The 18,221-nt window shown below is 64.3% G+C and carries 16 protein-coding genes; 9 read left to right on the top strand and 7 right to left on the bottom strand.

The features are described from left to right. Window positions 1-25: 25 nt before the first annotated feature. Complete coding sequence (locus AQY21_RS03915) at window positions 26-988, bottom strand: ArdC family protein (RefSeq protein ID WP_058096495.1); 963 nt, start codon at window positions 986-988, stop codon at window positions 26-28. 235 nt (window positions 989-1,223) lie between these two features. Between AQY21_RS03915 and AQY21_RS03920 the strand changes: the two genes are divergently transcribed. From AQY21_RS03920 to AQY21_RS03940, 5 genes are read left to right on the top strand one after another with little or no spacing between them, the layout of a single operon-like run. After that, window positions 1,224-1,817 (top strand): DUF6088 family protein, encoded by a 594-nt coding sequence (locus tag AQY21_RS03920; protein ID WP_058096496.1) that lies wholly within the window; start codon window positions 1,224-1,226, stop codon window positions 1,815-1,817. Next, on the top strand, window positions 1,810-2,826 hold the full coding sequence (locus AQY21_RS03925; RefSeq protein WP_058096497.1) for a nucleotidyl transferase AbiEii/AbiGii toxin family protein: 1,017 nt from the start codon (window positions 1,810-1,812) through the stop codon (window positions 2,824-2,826). Before AQY21_RS03920 ends, AQY21_RS03925 begins: the two co-directional genes overlap by 8 nt. Window positions 2,827-2,838: 12 nt before the next feature. Then, window positions 2,839-4,635 carry an ATP-dependent endonuclease gene (locus tag AQY21_RS03930; protein WP_012115023.1) on the top strand — a complete coding sequence of 599 codons (1,797 nt, stop codon included), beginning with the start codon at window positions 2,839-2,841 and terminating at the stop codon, window positions 4,633-4,635. Window positions 4,636-4,644: 9 nt separating this feature from the next. Beyond that, window positions 4,645-6,471, top strand: coding sequence for a UvrD-helicase domain-containing protein (locus tag AQY21_RS03935; protein ID WP_012115024.1), 1,827 nt, complete (start codon window positions 4,645-4,647; stop codon window positions 6,469-6,471). A 22-nt stretch (window positions 6,472-6,493) separates the two neighbouring features. After that, window positions 6,494-7,390, top strand: coding sequence for a 3'-5' exonuclease (locus tag AQY21_RS03940; RefSeq protein ID WP_012115025.1), 897 nt, complete (start codon window positions 6,494-6,496; stop codon window positions 7,388-7,390). Window positions 7,391-7,408: 18 nt separating this feature from the next. Here AQY21_RS03940 and AQY21_RS03945 read toward each other — a convergent pair whose 3' ends face one another. From AQY21_RS03945 to AQY21_RS03970, 6 genes are all read right to left on the bottom strand, one after another. Continuing rightward, the gene (locus AQY21_RS03945) at window positions 7,409-7,822 is read right to left on the bottom strand and encodes a thermonuclease family protein (protein ID WP_012115026.1); all 414 of its coding nucleotides are present in this window, start codon (window positions 7,820-7,822) and stop codon (window positions 7,409-7,411) included. A gap of 52 nt (window positions 7,823-7,874) precedes the next feature. Then, complete coding sequence (locus tag AQY21_RS03950; protein ID WP_012115027.1) at window positions 7,875-9,116, bottom strand: site-specific integrase; 1,242 nt, start codon at window positions 9,114-9,116, stop codon at window positions 7,875-7,877. 119 nt (window positions 9,117-9,235) lie between these two features. Continuing rightward, complete coding sequence (locus AQY21_RS03955; protein WP_082657971.1) at window positions 9,236-9,952, bottom strand: RadC family protein; 717 nt, start codon at window positions 9,950-9,952, stop codon at window positions 9,236-9,238. A 45-nt stretch (window positions 9,953-9,997) separates the two neighbouring features. Then, window positions 9,998-11,152: a molecular chaperone DnaJ gene (dnaJ, locus tag AQY21_RS03960; RefSeq protein WP_058096498.1), complete on the bottom strand. Its 1,155-nt coding sequence runs from the start codon at window positions 11,150-11,152 to the stop codon at window positions 9,998-10,000. 81 nt (window positions 11,153-11,233) lie between these two features. Then, entirely contained in the window at window positions 11,234-13,150 is a 1,917-nt protein-coding gene (dnaK, locus tag AQY21_RS03965; RefSeq protein WP_058096499.1) for a molecular chaperone DnaK, read from the bottom strand. A 257-nt stretch (window positions 13,151-13,407) separates the two neighbouring features. Further along, window positions 13,408-14,229, bottom strand: a complete 822-nt coding sequence (locus tag AQY21_RS03970) for an ABC transporter permease (RefSeq protein WP_058096500.1) — start codon at window positions 14,227-14,229, stop codon at window positions 13,408-13,410. Between the two features lie 142 nt (window positions 14,230-14,371). Here AQY21_RS03970 and cysQ point away from each other — a divergent pair, with 142 nt between their 5' ends. The 4 genes from cysQ to AQY21_RS03990 all read left to right on the top strand — a co-directional run bounded on the left by cysQ (window position 14,372) and on the right by AQY21_RS03990 (window position 18,221). Continuing rightward, on the top strand, window positions 14,372-15,169 hold the full coding sequence (gene cysQ / locus AQY21_RS03975) for a 3'(2'),5'-bisphosphate nucleotidase CysQ (protein ID WP_058096501.1): 798 nt from the start codon (window positions 14,372-14,374) through the stop codon (window positions 15,167-15,169). A gap of 4 nt (window positions 15,170-15,173) precedes the next feature. After that, a complete protein-coding gene (locus AQY21_RS03980; RefSeq protein WP_058096502.1) occupies window positions 15,174-15,974 on the top strand; it encodes a 3-deoxy-manno-octulosonate cytidylyltransferase in 801 nt (266 codons plus the stop codon). Then, window positions 15,974-17,182 carry a glycosyltransferase family 2 protein gene (locus AQY21_RS03985; RefSeq protein ID WP_058096503.1) on the top strand — a complete coding sequence of 403 codons (1,209 nt, stop codon included), beginning with the start codon at window positions 15,974-15,976 and terminating at the stop codon, window positions 17,180-17,182. Before AQY21_RS03980 ends, AQY21_RS03985 begins: the two co-directional genes overlap by 1 nt. 148 nt (window positions 17,183-17,330) lie before the next feature. Next, window positions 17,331-18,221, top strand: a complete 891-nt coding sequence (locus AQY21_RS03990; RefSeq protein ID WP_058096504.1) for a UTP--glucose-1-phosphate uridylyltransferase — start codon at window positions 17,331-17,333, stop codon at window positions 18,219-18,221.

Consider the following 18,221-nt stretch of genomic DNA (forward strand, 5'->3'; position numbering starts at 1 on the left):
CCCGCCTTTCCGGTTTTCAGGTCGATCATGCTGCCTGCCGTTCACCATCTGCCGAGGCGTCGTCGGAGCTGAGATCGGCGTCCGGCAGGAAGCCGAGCAGCCAATCGGCCGCCTTGCTCGCCTGGGAGGCGGCGCGGACGATGGCGCGATTGTCTTCGCGCAGCACCTCCAGCCAGGAGCCGATATAATCGGCATGACGGACGGTGGGCGCGATGCCGAGGGATGCGCAGCAGAAGGCCGCGTTGATCTCGGCCACCAGTTCCTCGAAGGCGTATTTCCTGGTGCCGAAGCCGCCGGTCAAGTCGCGGCCGAGCCGGGAGGCATGGCCGGTGGCGTGCCCCATCTCATGCAGGGCCGTGCGATGCCAGTTGATCGGCTCGAAATATGCCTGGGGCGGCGGCACCTGCACATAGTCGTGTGCCGGCACATAGAAGGCGCGGTCGCCGCCGATGCGGAATTCGATGCCCGTGGCCCGGATCAGGGCATCGACCTGCGGCTCGATGAGACCGGGCGGAGGCGGTGGAGCAACGATGGCGACATCCTCTGGCAGGCCGTCGCATTGCGCCGCGTTGAACACGGTGAAGCGCTTGAGGAACGGGATCGCCGCCGCTTCCTCGCCGGCCTCACGGGCGCGGCGCTTTTCGTCCTCTGGGGTGAAACGATCGGCATAGACGACGGTGGTGCCGCGTTCGCCCCGGCGGACATTGCCGCCGAGCGACAGGGCCTGACGGAAGGTGATCCAGCTCTGGCCGGGAAAGCCGTGCTGGATCACTGCGCCCCAGAGGATCAGCACATTGATTCCCGAATAATGCCGCCCGGTCGCGGCGTTCCTCGGCATGGCGAGGGGCGCCTTGGCCGTGGCGGTGCCCCAGGGCTGGACCCAAGGGAAGCGGCCTGCCTCCAGCTCGTCGATGATTTTGCTGGTGATGTCGTCGTAAAGGCTCGTCCGGCCGGAGCCGGCACGCCCGTTGCGGTCATTCCTGAACATCGCGGTTCTCCGCGACGGGCGCCGGAGACCTCTTCTCCAGCCCTCAACCCGCCACGGAAACCCCGTCCGCACTCTCACTCTCCAGGGGGGCGTTGCGGGGCTCTCCCCGCAGAAGGGGTCGGCCGAGACCCCGGCTCGGCCGCAGGGGAAGGCTTTCCCCCTTATCCGGCCTGTTCTCATGGGCATCCTTGAAAACTGTCAGAAACTCGCATATGTTTCCAACAGGAGAAAGACGATGACACGGCTAACCGAACAGATTCTGTCGCATGCGACGGGCCTGCCCGAAGGCGCCCCTGTGTCTGCCAAGAGCCTGCTTCACCTCGGAAACCGGGCGGCCGTGGATCAGGCATTGTCGCGTCTGTCCGAGCGCGGGCAGCTCATCCGCGCCGGTCGCGGCGTCTATCTGCGTCCCATCGCCAGCCGGTTCGGCACGCGCACACCTTCGGTCGAGCAGGCTGTCGAGGCCCTTGCGAACCAAAAGGGGGAGATCATCGTCTCGAACGGCGCCGCCGCGGCGAACGCCCTTGGCTTGACGACGCAGGTGCCCGTCCGCTCGGTCTATCTGACCTCCGGGCGCAGCCGAAAAATGCACCTCGGCAAGCAGGTCGTGGAATTGCGGCACGCACCGCGCTGGCTATTGGCGCTGGCCAACCGGCCGGCGGGGGAGGCTGTGCGGGCGCTGGCCTGGCTCGGCCCGGAAAAGGCGGAGGCCGCGCTCACGACATTGAAGCGGAAGATGCCGCCTGGCGTGTTCGGCGAACTGGTCGCCGCCGCGCCGCAGCTTCCGACATGGCTCGCGCAGAGCGTTGGCAAGGCGGCCTATGGCTGACGTCTTTCTCCAGCTTTCGGCCGAGGATCGGCGCGATGCGCTGGGCGTCGCTGCCGACCGCTCGGGCCGGCCTACCCATCTTCTCGAAAAGGATGTGTGGGTGGTGTGGGCGCTGGCGACCCTCTACGCCGCGCCGCTCGGCGACCATCTGGTGTTCAAAGGCGGCACGTCGCTGTCGAAAGCCTATCAGGTCATTCGTCGGTTTTCGGAGGATGTGGATCTGACCTACGACATTCGGGCGATTGCGCCCGATCTGGTCGGGGACAATGGCGAGGGTCTGCCGAAAACCCGAAGCGAGGAAAAGCGCTGGTCCAGCGAGGTCCGCAGGCGGTTGCCAGCATGGGTCGCGGAGACCGTGCAGCCCGTGATCGCGAACGCGCTGGCCGCCGAAGGTCTGGCTGCGGTCATTCGCGTCGAGGATGAGAGGCTCTTTATCGACTATGAGGCGACCGCAGCCGGGTCCGGCTATGTCGCGCCCAGCGTCATGCTGGAGTTCGGCGCCCGCTCGACGGGTGAACCGGCGAGCGGGCGCGACGTCGTCTGCGATGCGGCCGGCCTGATCGACGGGCTGATATTCCCGACGGCGCGGCCGCGCGTCATGCACGCGGAGCGGACGTTCTGGGAGAAGGCGACCGCCATCCATGTCTTCTGCCTCCAGGAACGGCTACGCGGCGACCGCTTCGCAAGACACTGGCACGATGTTGTCCGGCTGGATGAAACCGGCTTCGCGAACGCCGCTTTCGCCGATCGCGAACTGGCCAACGCTGTCGCCCGGCATAAGGCGATGTTCTTCGCGGAGAAGGCCGCCGACCGCACGCCGATCGACTATGCAGCGGCCGTCAACGGCGGCTTGCAGCTCGTGCCGGTCGGCGATGGCGCAAAGGCGTTGGAGGACGACTATGCCCGCATGGTCGAGGATGGGCTGCTCTTCGATGACGCCGAGCCGTTCGAAGCGCTCATGGCGCGATGTACAGATATAGCTGCGCGGGCTAACCGAATGGGGGCCTAAAGGGGGGCGGCGTTGAAGATATTCTCGGTAGGGATCGAAAATTTTCGCGGCATCCAGTCGGCCAAACTGGTGCTGCCTGATCACGCCGTACTGATCGGCGACAACAATACCGGCAAATCGTCGGTATTCGAAGCGATCGATCTCGCCTTGGGGCCGGACCGGCTGAGCCGGCGACCCCCCGTGGATGAGCATGATTTCTATCAGGGGCGCTATCTTCCTAGCCCAAACCCCGATGCTCCCGAGGGCGCGGAGCCCGGCCCCGCGCCGAAAATCACGGTCGAGGTGACGATCACCAATCTGTCGCCGGAGCAGGAGGCACGATTTGGAGCCAACGTCGAGTGGCTGAATACTACTACCGGAGACTTCTATCAGGAGGCCAACCCGGCTGGGGTCGATGCTGCCGAGATCAAGGCGGCGCTGCGCGTCACATTCGTCGGCCAATACGATCCCGATGAGGATGACTTCGTCGGCAACAGCTATTTCACGCGCAGCCTTTCAGAGGATGAGACACCTGCATCGTTCTCGAAGAAGGACAAGCAGCACTGCGGATTTCTTTTCCTGCGGTCGTTGAGGACAGGATCTCGGGCGCTCAGCTTGGAACACGGCAGCCTGCTGGACATCATCCTCCGGCTGAAGGAAATCCGGCCGCAGATGTGGGAAGGGACGATCGGAACGCTCGCAGCCTTCGATGTCGCGAGCGACCCGTCCATTGGCATCTCAGGCGTGCTCGAGAGCATCGACAAGTCGCTGAAGAAATACGTCCCGCGCGAATGGGGAGTGAAGCCGCACCTAAAGGTGTCGAACCTGACGCGCGAGCATTTGCGCAAGGTCATCACCGCGTTCATCGCCACGGGTGCGGGCGATCATGCCGCTCCCTTCTTTCGGCAGGGAACAGGGACGATCAACATGTTGGTGCTCGCGATGCTGTCACAGATCGCCGAGGACAAGCAGAACGTCATTTTTGCGATGGAGGAAGCCGAAACGGCGATTCCGCCATACGCGCAGAAGCGGATTGTCCATGAGCTTCGCAAGCTGTCGGCGCAGTCGATCTTCACGTCGCACTCGCCGTATGTGCTCGAAGAATTCAGCCTCGACGAAACCGTCATCCTCTCGCGATCGGACAATGGCCAACTGAGCCAATCCAAAATCGAGTTGCCTGAGAGCATCAAGCACAAGCGTTATCGGCAGGATTTCCGAACCCGATTTTGCGAGGGGCTTCTTTCGCGCCGAGTTCTCATCGCCGAAGGCGCTACGGAGGCGACCTCCTTCCCGGTCGTCGCGCGGCGACTGGCCGAGCTCAACCCGGCTGCTTATGCGTCTTTGGAAGCCTTGGGCGTCTGCGTGATCGACGCCGGAAGCGAGACCCAGATCGCCGACCTTGGAGCGCTGTACAAAAGTCTTGGGAAACGGACCTTTGCGTTATGCGACAAGCAGACGGATGCCGCCAAGGTGGCCATAGAAGCCCAGGTGGAACGCCTGTTCATGCACGACGAGAAGGGTATTGAGGATCTGATCCTCAAGAACACCACCCAAGCGGCCCTGGAGCGGTTTGCCGATCAGCTCGATTGGCCACAGCATCTGCTCGCGAAATACCCCGACCCAAAAGCTCAGGCTGCTGCCGCGCTCGGGGCCTATTTCAGCTGGTCGAAAGGCAATTGGGGAATCGCTGAGTTCTTGGCACAGTGTTCCGAAGCTGAGATCCCGCAGTGGCTACGGGATGCCTGCGTCACCCTGAAGGCACTGTGTGATCCGCCTCTACAGCCAGCCGAGCCCGAACCCGAAGACGATTTTGCTGACCTGTTAGGATAGGCGATTACTGTGGTCGACCTAACAGAAGCGCAGAAGGAAATTCTACAAGCTGTCGGGCATCAACTCGTCACCGGCGGTCCCGGTTCGGGGAAGACTACCGTCTCTATCCTCAAAGCGGCCAAGATCGCGCGGGAGGAATTGAAGCCAGGACAGCGCATCCTTTTCCTCAGCTTCGCGCGTGCAACCGTTTCGCGCGTGCTGGAGGCAATCGACGAAGAAAGCGCAATCACGCGAGAGGAGAGGCAACGGATCGAGGTCGATACCTACCATTCGTTCTTCTGGCGCATCCTTAAAACGCACGGCTACCTTGTCGGCTTTCCACGACGGATGACGATCCTCACGCCTCCGAATGAGGCGATTGCATTGTCGGCGGTTCGAAGCGGCTACAAGGCGGCCAAAAATCTGTCGGACGAGGAAAAGGCTGAGAAGCGCGCGAAGGAGGAAGCGGAGCGTGTCCGGCTGGCGACCGAAGAAGGGAAGGTCTGCTTCGACCTCTTCGCAGACCGCGTGGCGACCCTGCTTCATGGCTCAGATAAGGTTCGAGCGCTCGTCTCTACGATGTATCCGTACATTACCCTGGACGAGTTTCAGGACACCAGCGCCGATCAATGGCGAGTGGTCCAAGCCCTCGGCGCCAACAGCACGTTGATCGCTCTTGCCGACCCGGAGCAGCGCATATTCGATTTCATCGGCGCCGATCCGGAAAGGCTGAACCACTTCAAGGCCGATTTCGCGCCGACGGTCCACGACCTTGCCGGTGACAACCATCGGAGCAAGGGGACGGAGATTGCCCTATTCGGCAACGACATCCTGACCGGCAATTTTCGGCAGAAGGAATACCAGGGTATCGGCTACGCGCCGTTCGCGTCGAACCCCAACCAAGCTTATGCTTCACTGGTTGGCCAGGTGTTGCAAGCCCGGAAGCGCTTGGTTGAGTCTGGCCGGCGTGACTGGTCGTTGGCCATTCTCGTGCCGACCAAGAAAATGACGCGGATGGTGTCTGACATCCTGCGCGAGCCATTCGGTAATGTTCCGTCGATTTCTCACTCAGCAGCAGTTGATATGGAAGGCCCGATCCTCGCCGCAGAGATCATTGCTTTCCTGCTCCAAAAGTGCGGGCATGACGGAAGTTTCGACGAATTTGTCGAGTTGATGTGCAGCTATTTTCACGGTCGAGGAGGCACGGCGCCGACCAAGGGCGACATGGACGAGGCTGCGCGGTTCCGGAAGGCGCTGTCCAAGTGGAACGAATGTCTAGCGAAAGGACGAACAACGCCTGGTAACAGCGTCTTGCAAGGAACCTTTGCCGTGCACCAGGCAACTGCCGCACTGACATTCACAGGTGATCCGGATGCAGATTGGGTCTCGGTGCGCGACGTTCTGGATACTGGGGCCTGTGAGCGACTGAAGGATGTCGCAAAGGACGTCCGTAACGTGCGTCTGCTTGAGCGCGGTACGCAGCTCCGTCAGGGGTTGGCGCAGGACTGGCGTGACGTCGGCCGCTATAGCAACGCCCTTGCGATCACCCGCCAGTCGTTTGTTCAGGAGCATTTCGCAACAGCCCACAAGCCTGAATCCGGCGTCGTGGTGATGAACATGCACAAGGCGAAGGGAAAGCAGTTCGACGAGGTTGTGATCTTTGAAGGATGGCCAAAACGGTTCAAGGGCGAAATCGTGGCCAATCCTGACCGGATCGTCTTCGGCAATGTCCACGACGGGGTGATGACTCAGGCGCGTCAGAATTTTCGGGTCAGCATCACGCGCGCAAAGGCACGCACGACGATCATGACACCAAGGGATGATGTCTGTGTTTTGCTCAGACCCGTACCGGCATGACTCAAGCCTCTGGGTATGAAGGATGACGACATCTTCTGATCATCTGGAGTCCATGGCGCAGACGCTAGAGGCTACCGGGGATTATCGCGTCATCCGGCGTCTTAAGCCGCGTCCATCCAATATGCCGTCTCCCGCAACGCCCGTCCGACTCGGCATGGTGGTGGATGTCGAGACCACGGGGCTAGATCCCCAGCGTGACGAGATCATAGAACTCGCCATGACGCCATTCAGCTACGGCTTGGATGGCACCATTTTCAGCGTGGGCGACAGCTTCCAAGGGCTGCGTCAGCCGAGCGAGCCTATCCTCCCGGAAATCACCGCGATCACGGGCATCACCAACGAGATGGTGGCCGGCCAGATCATTGATCCCGCCGTGGTGGCCACATTCGCGGCGCCGGCTTCACTCTTCATCGCGCACAACGCGGCGTTCGACCGCCGCTTCTTTGAACGATTCAGTGACGTGTTCTCGACGAAGCCGTGGGCATGCTCGCTCAGCCAGATCGACTGGGCGGCGGAAGGATTTCAGGGCGCGAAGCTCGCCTATCTCGCTCAGGCGGCCGGCTTCTTCTATGACCGCCACCGCGCGATGCACGACTGTCTTGCGACGATCGAGCTGTTGGCGATGCAGCTGCCCCGATCTGGTGTTACGGGCCTTAGCCGCCTTCTGGATGGTGCTCGTACTGTCTCCTGGCGCATCTGGGCGGAGAACTCGCCCTTCGACCTCAAGGATGTTCTCAAGGCGCGGGGATACCGCTGGAACGGCGATCCCGGCCCGCATCCCCGCGCTTGGTATATCGACGTTCCCGAAGCCCAACGCGAGGCCGAGGTGCGGTTCTTGAGCACGGAGATCTATCGGTATGAGGTCGATCCCCCCGTCCGGCGGATCGATGCCTATGATCGGTTTTCAGATCGCATCTAAGCGCCACCAAGGGTCGGGCTAACTCTTGCGCTGGTCGTATCCGTTGCCGCCCTCGACGTTTCCGGCCGCCTTCAATAAATCCCCGATGGAGCGTCCGCCGATCCGGCAGGTGCCGACTACACGGTCGTAGGACTTATGGTTGGCGACGCACTCCGCGTTCCGACCCATGGCAAGTCTTTCCAGCGCGGCCTTGGCAGCAGGGCCGGTGGGGGAGTGGAGTTCGGGCGCGTAGAAATCTTCCAGCCGGATCTCCACCCAGTTGGCTGGCCCTTGGCCCACGGCCACGCACAGCGAGTCGCCGTCGCCGACATAGACCACGGGACCGGAGAAGTGTGCGCCCCGGTGGAGATAGGACGGCATCGGGCCGCGGTCGGGAATGGCCTTGCAGGGATCGGCCTTGGCCGCGGTCGCCGTGGTCAGCGTCGCCAGCAACGCCAGGCCGATTATAGTCGTTTCTCACTTCCTCTTTATAGGCGCCGGAGGCTCATGCCGCCGCTTTCATGCGCTTCTTGGCGAGCATGGCTCGGACGAACTTGTCCCACTTCGCCATGCCGGCACGCTTCTCAACCATGTAGTTCCAGCGGTCGTAGTGCTTCGAGCTGACATCCTGCAAGGCGTGGTTCTGGAGACGGTCGCGGATCTCCTTCGGGACTCCCGCCTTGCCAGCCAAGGTTTTGAAGGTGCGACGGAGGTCGCGGTTGGTCGCATGGGGGATCACGCCGCGATCCCGCTGGCGCCAGATAAAGCTGTAGAGTGTGCCGTGGCTGACGGGCTTTGACGGGTCTTTGGCGGAGGGGAAGAACCAGCCGTGTTCGTTCGGGATAATCGACTCGATCAGTTCCGCGGCCAACAAGGGCACCGGAACAGCGTGCGGCTGAAGGTTTTTGGTCTTGGTCCAGTCGATGATCCGTTCCTTGGCATCCCATTGATCGACATGGAGACGGGCGATTTCCTCGACCCTCTGGCCAGTCAGCATGATGATCTGGACGGCGCGGGCATAGGAAGGATGAACCGGCGTGTCGGGGCATTCGAGCCAGCGATAGAGTCGAACGAACTCTTCCTCGCTCAACCAGCGCGTTCCGATCGTCTTGGGTTCCGTCGGTATGCCCGCAGCGGGGTTGTAGGTCAGCCGGAAGCGGCGCGCAGCGGTGGAGCGATAATCGTGCTCGGATTTCAGGCCCCAGCTAAAGGCAGATCGAATGTAGCTGCGCACATGATCGGCCATTGAACGCTTGCCGCGTTCATAGATGGGCCGGATGATCGCCGTGATCTCATCCGGTTCGATGTCGCGGGCCGGGCGGTTGCGTCCGAGCGTATCGGCGATCTTGTTGAGGCCCTTTTCCGCCTCCTTCCAGGACGACTTCCCGCCCTCCTTGAGGTAGGCGACATACGCCTCGAAGAGGTCGGCGACGGTTCCCGGTCGCGTGTCGCCGGCAACCTTGATGCTACGGCCTTTCTGGATCAGCTCCGCGAAGTCGCGGTTGAATATCTCGCGGGCCTTGCTGAGGGGCATCGAGGGATACGAGCCGAGCTTCTTCTTGAGGCGCTTCTCATCGCGCCATTGCTGCGCCATCCAGTCTGCGGTCACACGGGTAGGCATAGGCTTCATCACGAGGACCAGCCGGCCGGTTCCGTGACCCTCGCCATCGACAAGGCTGAGCTGCTTGCCGGTCGTTTCCACCTGCTTCAGGGCTCGGCGAATTTCTCCATCTGTAAGGCTTGGCACTGGGGTTCTCCGTCGGCTTCCAACTGGGGTCGCTCGACGGGTTCGTGGGGTCGGCGACTGGGGTCAAAAAGGGCCTTGATCCCCTTAAAACCGACCCCAATATGCCACAATGACCGACTCTACGACAAGCCTAAAAGCTCTTGTGTTTCAAGGTGATGTGGCGTGATTGAACGTGATCGAAAAGGCCAAGTGGGATGGTTGTGGACCAGAATCAGCGCGCTGGCGGTCAGCTCCAGCGCGCGGCGCATGATCTCGCGCGGATAGACCGGCACATGGTCGACGGTGCCGCGTGCCTGTTCCTCATCCGCGATCAGCACGTTCTTGCGGTCGAGATAGAGCACGCGGAACTGCTCGATCTCGCGATGCGCCATGGCGGTGTGGCAATAGTCCAGCAGCGCGTCCCAGCTGGTCAGCACCGGGCGGTGCATGATCCGTGCGCGGGCCAGCCGCTGCGCCGCGGCCTCGACGATCTTCAGCTCCTGTACGACGGCGGGCCCGACGCCCGAAACCTCGGCCAGCCGGGCGGGCGGGGCCGAGAGCACCCGGTTGAAATCCCCGAAAACGTCGAGCAGCCGCCGCGCCAGGGGCTTCACGTCCTGGCGGGGGATGGCGCGGAACAGCACCAGCTCCAGCAATTCGTAATCCGGCATCGCCGCCGCGCCGCCCTGCATGAAGCGGTCGCGCAGCCGGGCGCGATGATCGGCAATATAGCTGGGCGGACGTGCGCCGCGCGCCAGGGAGGCAGCCCCGGCGAGCGGCGTCTCGTCCCCCGCAAGGCCTGGCGCGGGGGCGAAAAGCGGAAGCGGTGCTTCCCGAAAGGCGCGATTCTGTTCCATGCCGCCAGACTGGCATGGAAGGATGAACGGGCGGTTAACGCCGGATCAGCCCTTCATCTCGTCCCAGAAGCCCTTGATCTTCTGGAAAAACCCATGGGTCTGGGGATTGTTGTCGGCGCTGATGGCCTCGAACTCGCGCAAAAGCTCCTTCTGGCGCGCGGTCAGGTTCACCGGTGTCTCGACCGCCAGCTCGATCAGCATGTCGCCGGCTTCGCCGTTGAGTCCGGGGCCGTGGCGCAGGGGCGGCATGCCCTTGCCACGCAACCGCAACTGCTTGCCCGATTGCGTGCCGGGGGGAACCTTGACGCGCGAGCGGCCGCCGTCGATGGTCGGTACCTCGATTTCGCCGCCGAGCGCGGCGGTGGCCATGCTGACCGGCACTTGACAGGCCAGCATCCGGCCGTCGCGCATGAAGATCGGGTGTTCCTTGACCTCGATGAAGATATAGAGGTCGCCCGCCGGACCGCCGCGCATTCCGGCATCGCCCTCGCCGGCCAGGCGGATGCGGGTGCCGGTCTCGACCCCGGCGGGGATGTTCACCGAGAGCGTGCGCTCTTTCTGAACGCGGCCGGCGCCGCGGCATTCCTGGCAGGGATTCTTGACGATCTGGCCGTGGCCGTTGCAGGTCGGACAGGTGCGCTCGACGGTGAAGAAGCCCTGCGTCGCCCGCACCTTGCCCATGCCGGAACAGGTCGGGCAGGTGGCGGGCTCGACCGCGCCCTCGGCGCCGGTGCCGTTGCAGGCGCCGCAGGCGACCGAGCCGGGCACGTTGATGGTCTTTTGTGCGCCGTGATAGGCTTCCTCCAGCGAGACGCGCAGATTGTAGCGCAGATCCTGGCCGCGGCTGGCGCGCGAGCGGCCACCGCCGCCGGCGCGGCGGCCCATCATGTCGCCGAACAGATCCTCGAACACATCGGCGAAGGCCGAGCCGAAATCGCCATGGCCGTTGCCGCGGCCAAAGCCGCCGCCGCCATTCTCGAAGGCGGCATGGCCGAAACGGTCATAGGCGGCCTTCTTCTGGTCGTCCTTCAGGCATTCGTAAGCCTCGTTCACTTCCTTGAACGCGGCTTCGGACACCTTGCAATCCTTGTTGCGGTCGGGGTGCAACTGCTTTGCCTTGGCGCGGTAGGCCTTCTTGATCTCGTCGGCCGAGGCGCCCCGTGCAACGCCCAGCACCTCGTAATAGTCACGTTTCGCCATGTCGTTCGCGTCCGGGGTCTTTCAAGACAGGACCGGCCCGTGCGGGTCTGCATCGGGCCGGCCGGGTGGCTCACATCGCGCTTACTTGCGCTTGTCTTCGCCGAGATCCTCGAAATCGGCATCGACGATCTCGTCATCCACGTCGCGCGGCCCGGCCTCGCGGTCGGTCTCGCCGGCGCTCGCCTCGGCCTGGCTGGCCTTGTAGATGGCTTCGCCCAGCTTCATCGAGGCATCCATCAGATTCTGGATGCCGCCCTTGATCTTGCCGGCATCCTCGGACTTGAGGGCTTCCTCAAGCGCGCCCACGGCCAGCTCGATCGCCTCGACGGTCGACCCGTCCACCTTGTCGCCATGTTCTTCCAGCGACTTCTTGGTGGTGTGGATCAGGCTTTCGGCCTGGTTCTTGGCCTCGACCAGCTCCTTGCGCTGCTTGTCGGCTTCGGCATTGGCCTCGGCATCCTTGACCATCCGCTCGATCTCGTCGTCCGAAAGGCCGCCCGAGGCCTGGATGGTGATCTTCTGCTCCTTGCCGGTGCCCTTGTCCTTGGCGCTGACGCTGACGATGCCGTTCGCGTCGATGTCGAAGGTCACCTCGATCTGCGGCATGCCGCGCGGCGCCGGCGGGATGTTTTCCAGGTTGAACTGGCCGAGCAGCTTGTTGTCCGCGGCCATCTCGCGCTCACCCTGGAAGACCCGGATGGTCACGGCGTTCTGGTTGTCCTCGGCGGTCGAGAAGATCTGCGATTTCTTGGTCGGGATGGTGGTGTTGCGGTCGATCAGCCGGGTGAACACACCGCCCAGCGTCTCGATGCCCAGCGACAGCGGCGTCACGTCCAGCAGCACCACGTCCTTGACGTCGCCTTGCAGCACGCCGGCCTGGATAGCGGCGCCAAGCGCCACGACCTCGTCGGGGTTCACGCCCTTGTGCGGCTCCTTGCCGAAGAAGCTGGTCACTTCCTCGACCACCTTCGGCATCCGGGTCATGCCGCCGACCAGCACGATCTCGTCGATGTCGCCCTTGGACATGCCGGCATCCTTCAGCGCGTCCTGCACGGGCTTCATGGTGCGCTTGATCAGGTCGCCGACCAGGCTTTCCAGCTTGGCGCGGGTCAGCTTCATGACCATGTGCAGCGGCGTGCCCGAATCCTTGTCCATCGAGATGAACGGCTGGTTGATCTCGGTCTGGCTGGAGGAGGACAGCTCGATCTTGGCCTTCTCGGCGGCCTCTTTCAGGCGCTGGAGCGCCATCTTGTCCTTGGTCAGGTCGACGCCGTGTTCCTTTTTGAACTCGTCGGCCAGATAGTTCACGATGCGCATGTCGAAGTCCTCACCGCCCAGGAACGTGTCCCCGTTGGTGGATTTCACTTCGAAAAGCCCGTCGTCGATTTCCAGGATGGTGATGTCGAAAGTGCCGCCGCCGAGGTCATAGACCGCGATGGTCTTGCTGTCCTTCTTGTCGAGGCCGTAGGCCAGCGCCGCCGCGGTCGGCTCGTTGATGATGCGCAGCACTTCCAGCCCGGCGATCTTGCCGGCGTCCTTGGTGGCCTGACGCTGGGCGTCGTTGAAATAGGCGGGAACCGTGATCACCGCCTGGGTGACCGGCTCGCCCAGGTAGGATTCTGCGGTTTCCTTCATCTTTTGCAGGATGAAGGCGGAAATCTGGCTGGGCGAATACTTGTCGCCGCGCACCTCGACCCAGGCATCGCCATTGCCGCCATCAACGATGGCATAGGGGACGAGCTTCTTGTCCTTCTCGACTTCCGCGTCGGTGGTGCGGCGGCCGATCAGGCGCTTGACGGCGAAGATGGTGTTCGAGGGGTTGGTCACCGCCTGGCGCTTGGCGGGCTGGCCGACCAGACGCTCGCTATCGGTGAAGGCGACGATCGAGGGCGTGGTGCGCGCGCCTTCCGAATTCTCGATGACCTTGGGTTGGCTGCCATCCATGATGGCGACGCAGCTGTTGGTGGTTCCGAGGTCGATGCCGATGACTTTGGACATGCAATAACCTTTCTTGCGGCGATATTCTGGGCCTTGGGTCCACAAGCGGCCCCCGAAGCCCGATCCCTGGATTGACCGAAGGGCGCCTGGTTCGGGAACCCTTCGAACTTCATGGGGCTATATAGGAAGGGCTCTGGCGGGCTGCAAGCAGAGCGGCAGGCAGAAAACATGCCGCCGGCGCCGGGGCCGGGAGCGCCCGTGCGGCGGCGGGCGGGCGGCGGCAGAAAGCCGCAGCGCGGGTGGGGTGGCGGCGGCGCTCACCGGCCGGCCGACCAGCTGAGCGAGACCGCCTTGCGGGTCGCGTATTCCGCCATCAGGCCGATCATTAACAGCGTCAGCGTGGCATAGAGCGGATAGTCCAGCGACGAGTTGCGCGGCGAATAGTTGATGAAGGCGAAGCCCCGCGTCTGGTCGATGACATGGAACAGCGGGTTCCACGAGAACATGTGCAAAATCGTGCTCGGCATCAGGTTCGCCACGAACATCTTGCCGGAAAACACCATGTTCAGCCGCTGGTAGAACTGCGTCATCACCTGTGCGCCCTGCGGCCACCAGGGCCGGATCGACAGGAAGATCAGCCCGATGCAGCAGCCCGCGAACCAGGCGAGCAGCAGCATGGCATAGCAGGCCAGCGGATTGTCGAGCTGGATGGGCTGGATCAGGTAGTGATAGCCGGTCAGCACGACGATGCTGGAGAAGGTCTGCTTGTAGAGCGAGGCGAGCGCCGCGGCCGAGATCATCACCGCGGTGTTCATCGGGCCGTGCTTCATCATCTGGTTGCTGGGATTGCCAGCCGCGGCCACCGCGCCCATGGCCTGGGAATGGGCCATGAACATGAAGATGCCCGACATGATATAGACGATGTAATCGCCCCGGATCGGGGCGCTGCGCACGCCCATGATCGCAAAGATCAGGTAGAAGCCGACGATCATCGCCACGGCCTGCGTCACCGTCATGATGAGGCCGACCACGGCGTTGCGCTGGCCCTTGCGCAGGTTGTTGACCGTGACATGATAGATCAGCGACAGCGTGGTGAACGCGGCCTGGACCATGTTGCGGCTGCGGCGCGGGGTGAACATCGGCGGTCGGGCTCTGCCTGCGGTTTCGGTCGGGGCGCTCGGGGGGTGCTTGCCCTGTGCGATCCGCCGCATCATAAGGAGGCCGACAGCCGTATTCAATCGCCGCCGCATCCCCGAGGCTGCGGGTCGGAAAGGAAAAACCATGCAATTCGATCGAATGATTGCCGAAATGCGCCATCTCGCCCTGGAGGCCGGCGCCGAGATCATGAAGATCTACGGCGCCGAGGATTTCGACGTGCGCGCCAAATCCGATGCCTCGCCCGTGACCGAGGCCGACGAAGCCGCCGATGCGCTGATCTCGGCCGGGCTGCGCGCCGCCTTCCCCGACATCCCGCTGGTGACCGAAGAACAAGCCGCGACCCATGGCCAGAGCCTGTCGACCTTCCTGATCGTCGATCCGCTGGACGGCACCAAGGAATTCGTGCAGCGCCGCGGTGATTTCACCGTCAACATCGCCTATGTCGAGAACGGCGTGCCGCGCCTGGGCGTCGTCTATGCCCCGGCCAAGGAGCGGCTGTTCTATACCACCGCTCAGGGCGGCTCGGTCGAGGAAAAGGCCCCCTTCGGCGAAGTGCCCGGCGAGGTCACGCCCATCGGAGTCAACTCCATGCCCGACAACCGGGGGCTGATGGTCGTCGCCTCGAAATCGCACCGCGACGCGGCGACGGACGAATACATCGCCCGCTACGGGGTGCGCGACATGACCTCGGCCGGCAGTTCGCTGAAATTCTGCCTGGTGGCGACGGGCGAGGCCGATCTCTACCCGCGCCTGGGCCGCACCATGGAATGGGACACCGCCGCCGGCGACGCCGTGCTGCGCGGCGCGGGCGGCGAGGTGGTGCGCTTCGACGACCACACGCCGCTGCAATACGGCAAGCCGGGCTTCGAGAACCCGTTCTTCATCGCTTTCGCGCCCGGCGTGCTGCTGGTTAAGGACTGATCCCATGTCGGTCGTCATCGTCATTCCGGCCCGCCACGCCTCGACGCGCTATCCCGGCAAGCCGCTGGTCGAGCTGCGCGGCGCGACGGGCGAGGGGTTGTCGCTGATCCGCCGCAGCTGGGAGGCGGCGCGGGCCGTCCAGGGCATCGACCGCGTGATCGTCGCCACCGATGACGAGCGCATCCGCGCCCATGCCGAGGGCTTCGGGGCCGAGGTCGCCATGACATCGACCAGCGCCCGCAACGGCACCGAACGTTGCGCCGAGGCGGTGGCGCGGCTGGGGCTCTCGCCGGAGATCGTGGTGAACCTGCAAGGCGACGCGCCGCTGACCCCGGCCTGGTTCGTCGAGGAGCTGGTCGCCGGGCTGCGCGCCGATCCGGGCGCCGACGTGGCCACGCCGGTGCTGCGCTGTTCGGGGGCCATGCGTTCGGACCTGATCGCCGACCGGGTGGCGGGGCGCGTCGGCGGCACCACCGCCGTTTTCGGCCATGACCGCCGGGCGCTGTATTTCTCCAAGGAAGTGATTCCCTATGCCGCGGCGGATTTCGGCCCCAGCGACCCGACCCCGGTCTATCACCATGTCGGCGTCTATGCCTATCGCCCCGAGGCGCTGGCCGAATACCCGACCTGGGACGAGGGCCGGCTGGAGGCGCTGGAGGGGCTCGAACAGCTGCGCTTCCTGGAGCGCGGCCGCCGCATCCTCTGCGTCGAGGTCGAGGCGCGCGGCCGCGAGTTCTGGGAACTGAACAACCCCTCGGACGTGCCCAAGCTGGAGGCGATGATGGGCCGCATGGGCATCGCCTGATGCCCGAGGGCGGGGTGCCTTCGACCAGCATCGTCGTCATCTCGCGCCACCGGCCGCAGGCGCTGGCCCGCTGCCTGGCCGCGCTGGCCGGCCAGACCCATCCGGATGTCGAGATCGTGCTGGTGGCCGACCCGGCCTCGGCCGGTATCCGCCCGGACCTGCCGCTGAAGCGGCTGGCCTTCGACCGCGCCAATGTCTCGGCGGCGCGCAACGAGGGGCTGGCGCTGGCGGCGGGCGAGGTCGTGCTGTTCATCGACGACGATGCGCTGGCCGAGCCGGGCTGGGCCGAAGCCCTGGCCGCGCCCTTTGCCGATTCCCGCGTCCTTGCCGCTGCGGGCTTTACCCGTGGCCCGGACGGGCTGCGCTGGCAGGTCCGGGCCGAGCGGATCACGCCCTCGGGCCGCAGCGTGCCGCTGAACATTGCCCGCGCCACGCTGCTTGCGCCGGAAAACGGCTGTCCGGTCGGCACCATCGGCACCAATTGCGGCTTTCGCCGCGCGGCGCTGCTGGAGATCGGCGGGTTCGATCCGGCATTCGCCTATTACCTGGACGAGAGCGACGTGAACCTGCGCATGGCGGTGCGGTTTCCGCAGGCGCTGACGGCGGTGGTGCCGGCGGCGCAGGTGATCCATGGCGCCGCCCCCGGCACCGGCCGCGGCGAGGCCGGGGTGCCGCAGGACCTGACCGCCATCGGCCGGTCCGCCGCGATCTTCGCCGCGCGGCATGGCGGCGACGCGGGCTGGCTGCGCGACAACCAGCGCCGGCGGCTGTTGCGGCACATGGTGGCCGGGCGGCTCGATCCCTTCGCCATCGCGCCGATCCTCGCGACGCTGGAGCGGGGCCTGGCCGAGGGGCGGGGGCAGGTGCCCGCGCCGCCCCATTGGGACCGGTCTGCGCCGCCGCCGTTCCGGCCCATGCCGCGCATGGGAATGGCGGCCGAGCCGCTGTTCCTGGCCGGCTGGCATTGGCAGGCGCGCGCCCTGCGCGCCCGTGCTGGGCAGGCCGTGGCGCAGGGCCGGCCGGCGGTGCTGCTGCTGCTGACCCCCAGCTTTCTGCCGCATCGGCTGACCCTGGCGGCAGGCGGCTGGTGGGAGCAATGCGGCGGGCTCTGGGGGGCCTCGCAGCCCGGCGACCCGGCTGTCATGTTTTTGAGCAAGAAGGCGCGCATTTTGCGCGAGCGGGGAAATTTGCCTGGACGGCGGAGGTGAACCAGCGGAAAATTGCCGCACATTACAGAAATTGAATCGCTTTCGTATTTTTAAGGAACGACTGTGCCGGCCAGGCGCTTGTTGCGCAGGCGCCCGCAAAAAGGGATAAACGTCCTGCGTCGGCGCAGAAATCAGGAGACCGATATTCATGACTCGCAAAGTCACCAAGGCCATCTTCCCCGTGGCTGGACTGGGCACCCGCTTTCTACCCGCCACCAAGAGCATTCCCAAGGAGATCATGACCTTGGTGGATCGCCCGCTGATCCAATACGCCATTGACGAGGCGCGCGCGGCCGGGATCGAGGAGTTCATCTTTGTCACCTCGCGCGGCAAGGGGGCGCTGGAGGACTATTTCGACCATGCCCATGAGCTGGAATCGAGCCTGAAGAAGTCCGGCAAGACCGAGCTTCTGGACATCCTGCGCTCGACCAACATGGATTCGGGTGCCATCGCCTATGTCCGCCAGCACAAGGCCCTAGGCCTTGGCCATGCCGTCTGGTGCGCCCGCCGTCTGGTCGGCGACGAGCCCTTTGCCGTCATCCTGACCGACGACGTCATCATGGGCGAGCCGCCCTGCCTTCAGCAGATGATCGAGGCCTATCAGGAAACCGGCGGCAGCATGGTCGCCACCATGGAAGTGCCGGCCGACAAGACCAAGGCCTACGGCGTGCTGGACGTGGCCGAGGATATGGGCGCCATCGTCCGCGCCCAGGGCATGGTGGAAAAGCCCAAGGAAAACCCGCCTTCGAACCTGGCGGTGATCGGCCGCTACATCCTGGCGCCGACGGTGCTGAACAACCTCAACAAGCTCAAGCAGGGCTCGGGCGGCGAGATCCAGCTGACCGACGCCATCGCCGACGAGATCGCCGAGGGCCGCGACGTGTTCGGCCTGCGCTTCCGCGGCCAGCGTTTCGACTGCGGCTCCAAGGCCGGCTTCCTTCAAGCGACCGTGGCCTTCGGCCTGGCGCGCGACGATCTCAAGGGTGAATTTGCGGATTATCTTTCCGACGTCCTGGCGATGCGCAAGGCGGCGGAATAA

It is taken from the genome of Paracoccus sp. MKU1 (genome assembly GCF_001447385.1).
In the GTDB taxonomy this organism is placed as follows: Bacteria; Pseudomonadota; Alphaproteobacteria; order Rhodobacterales; family Rhodobacteraceae; genus Paracoccus.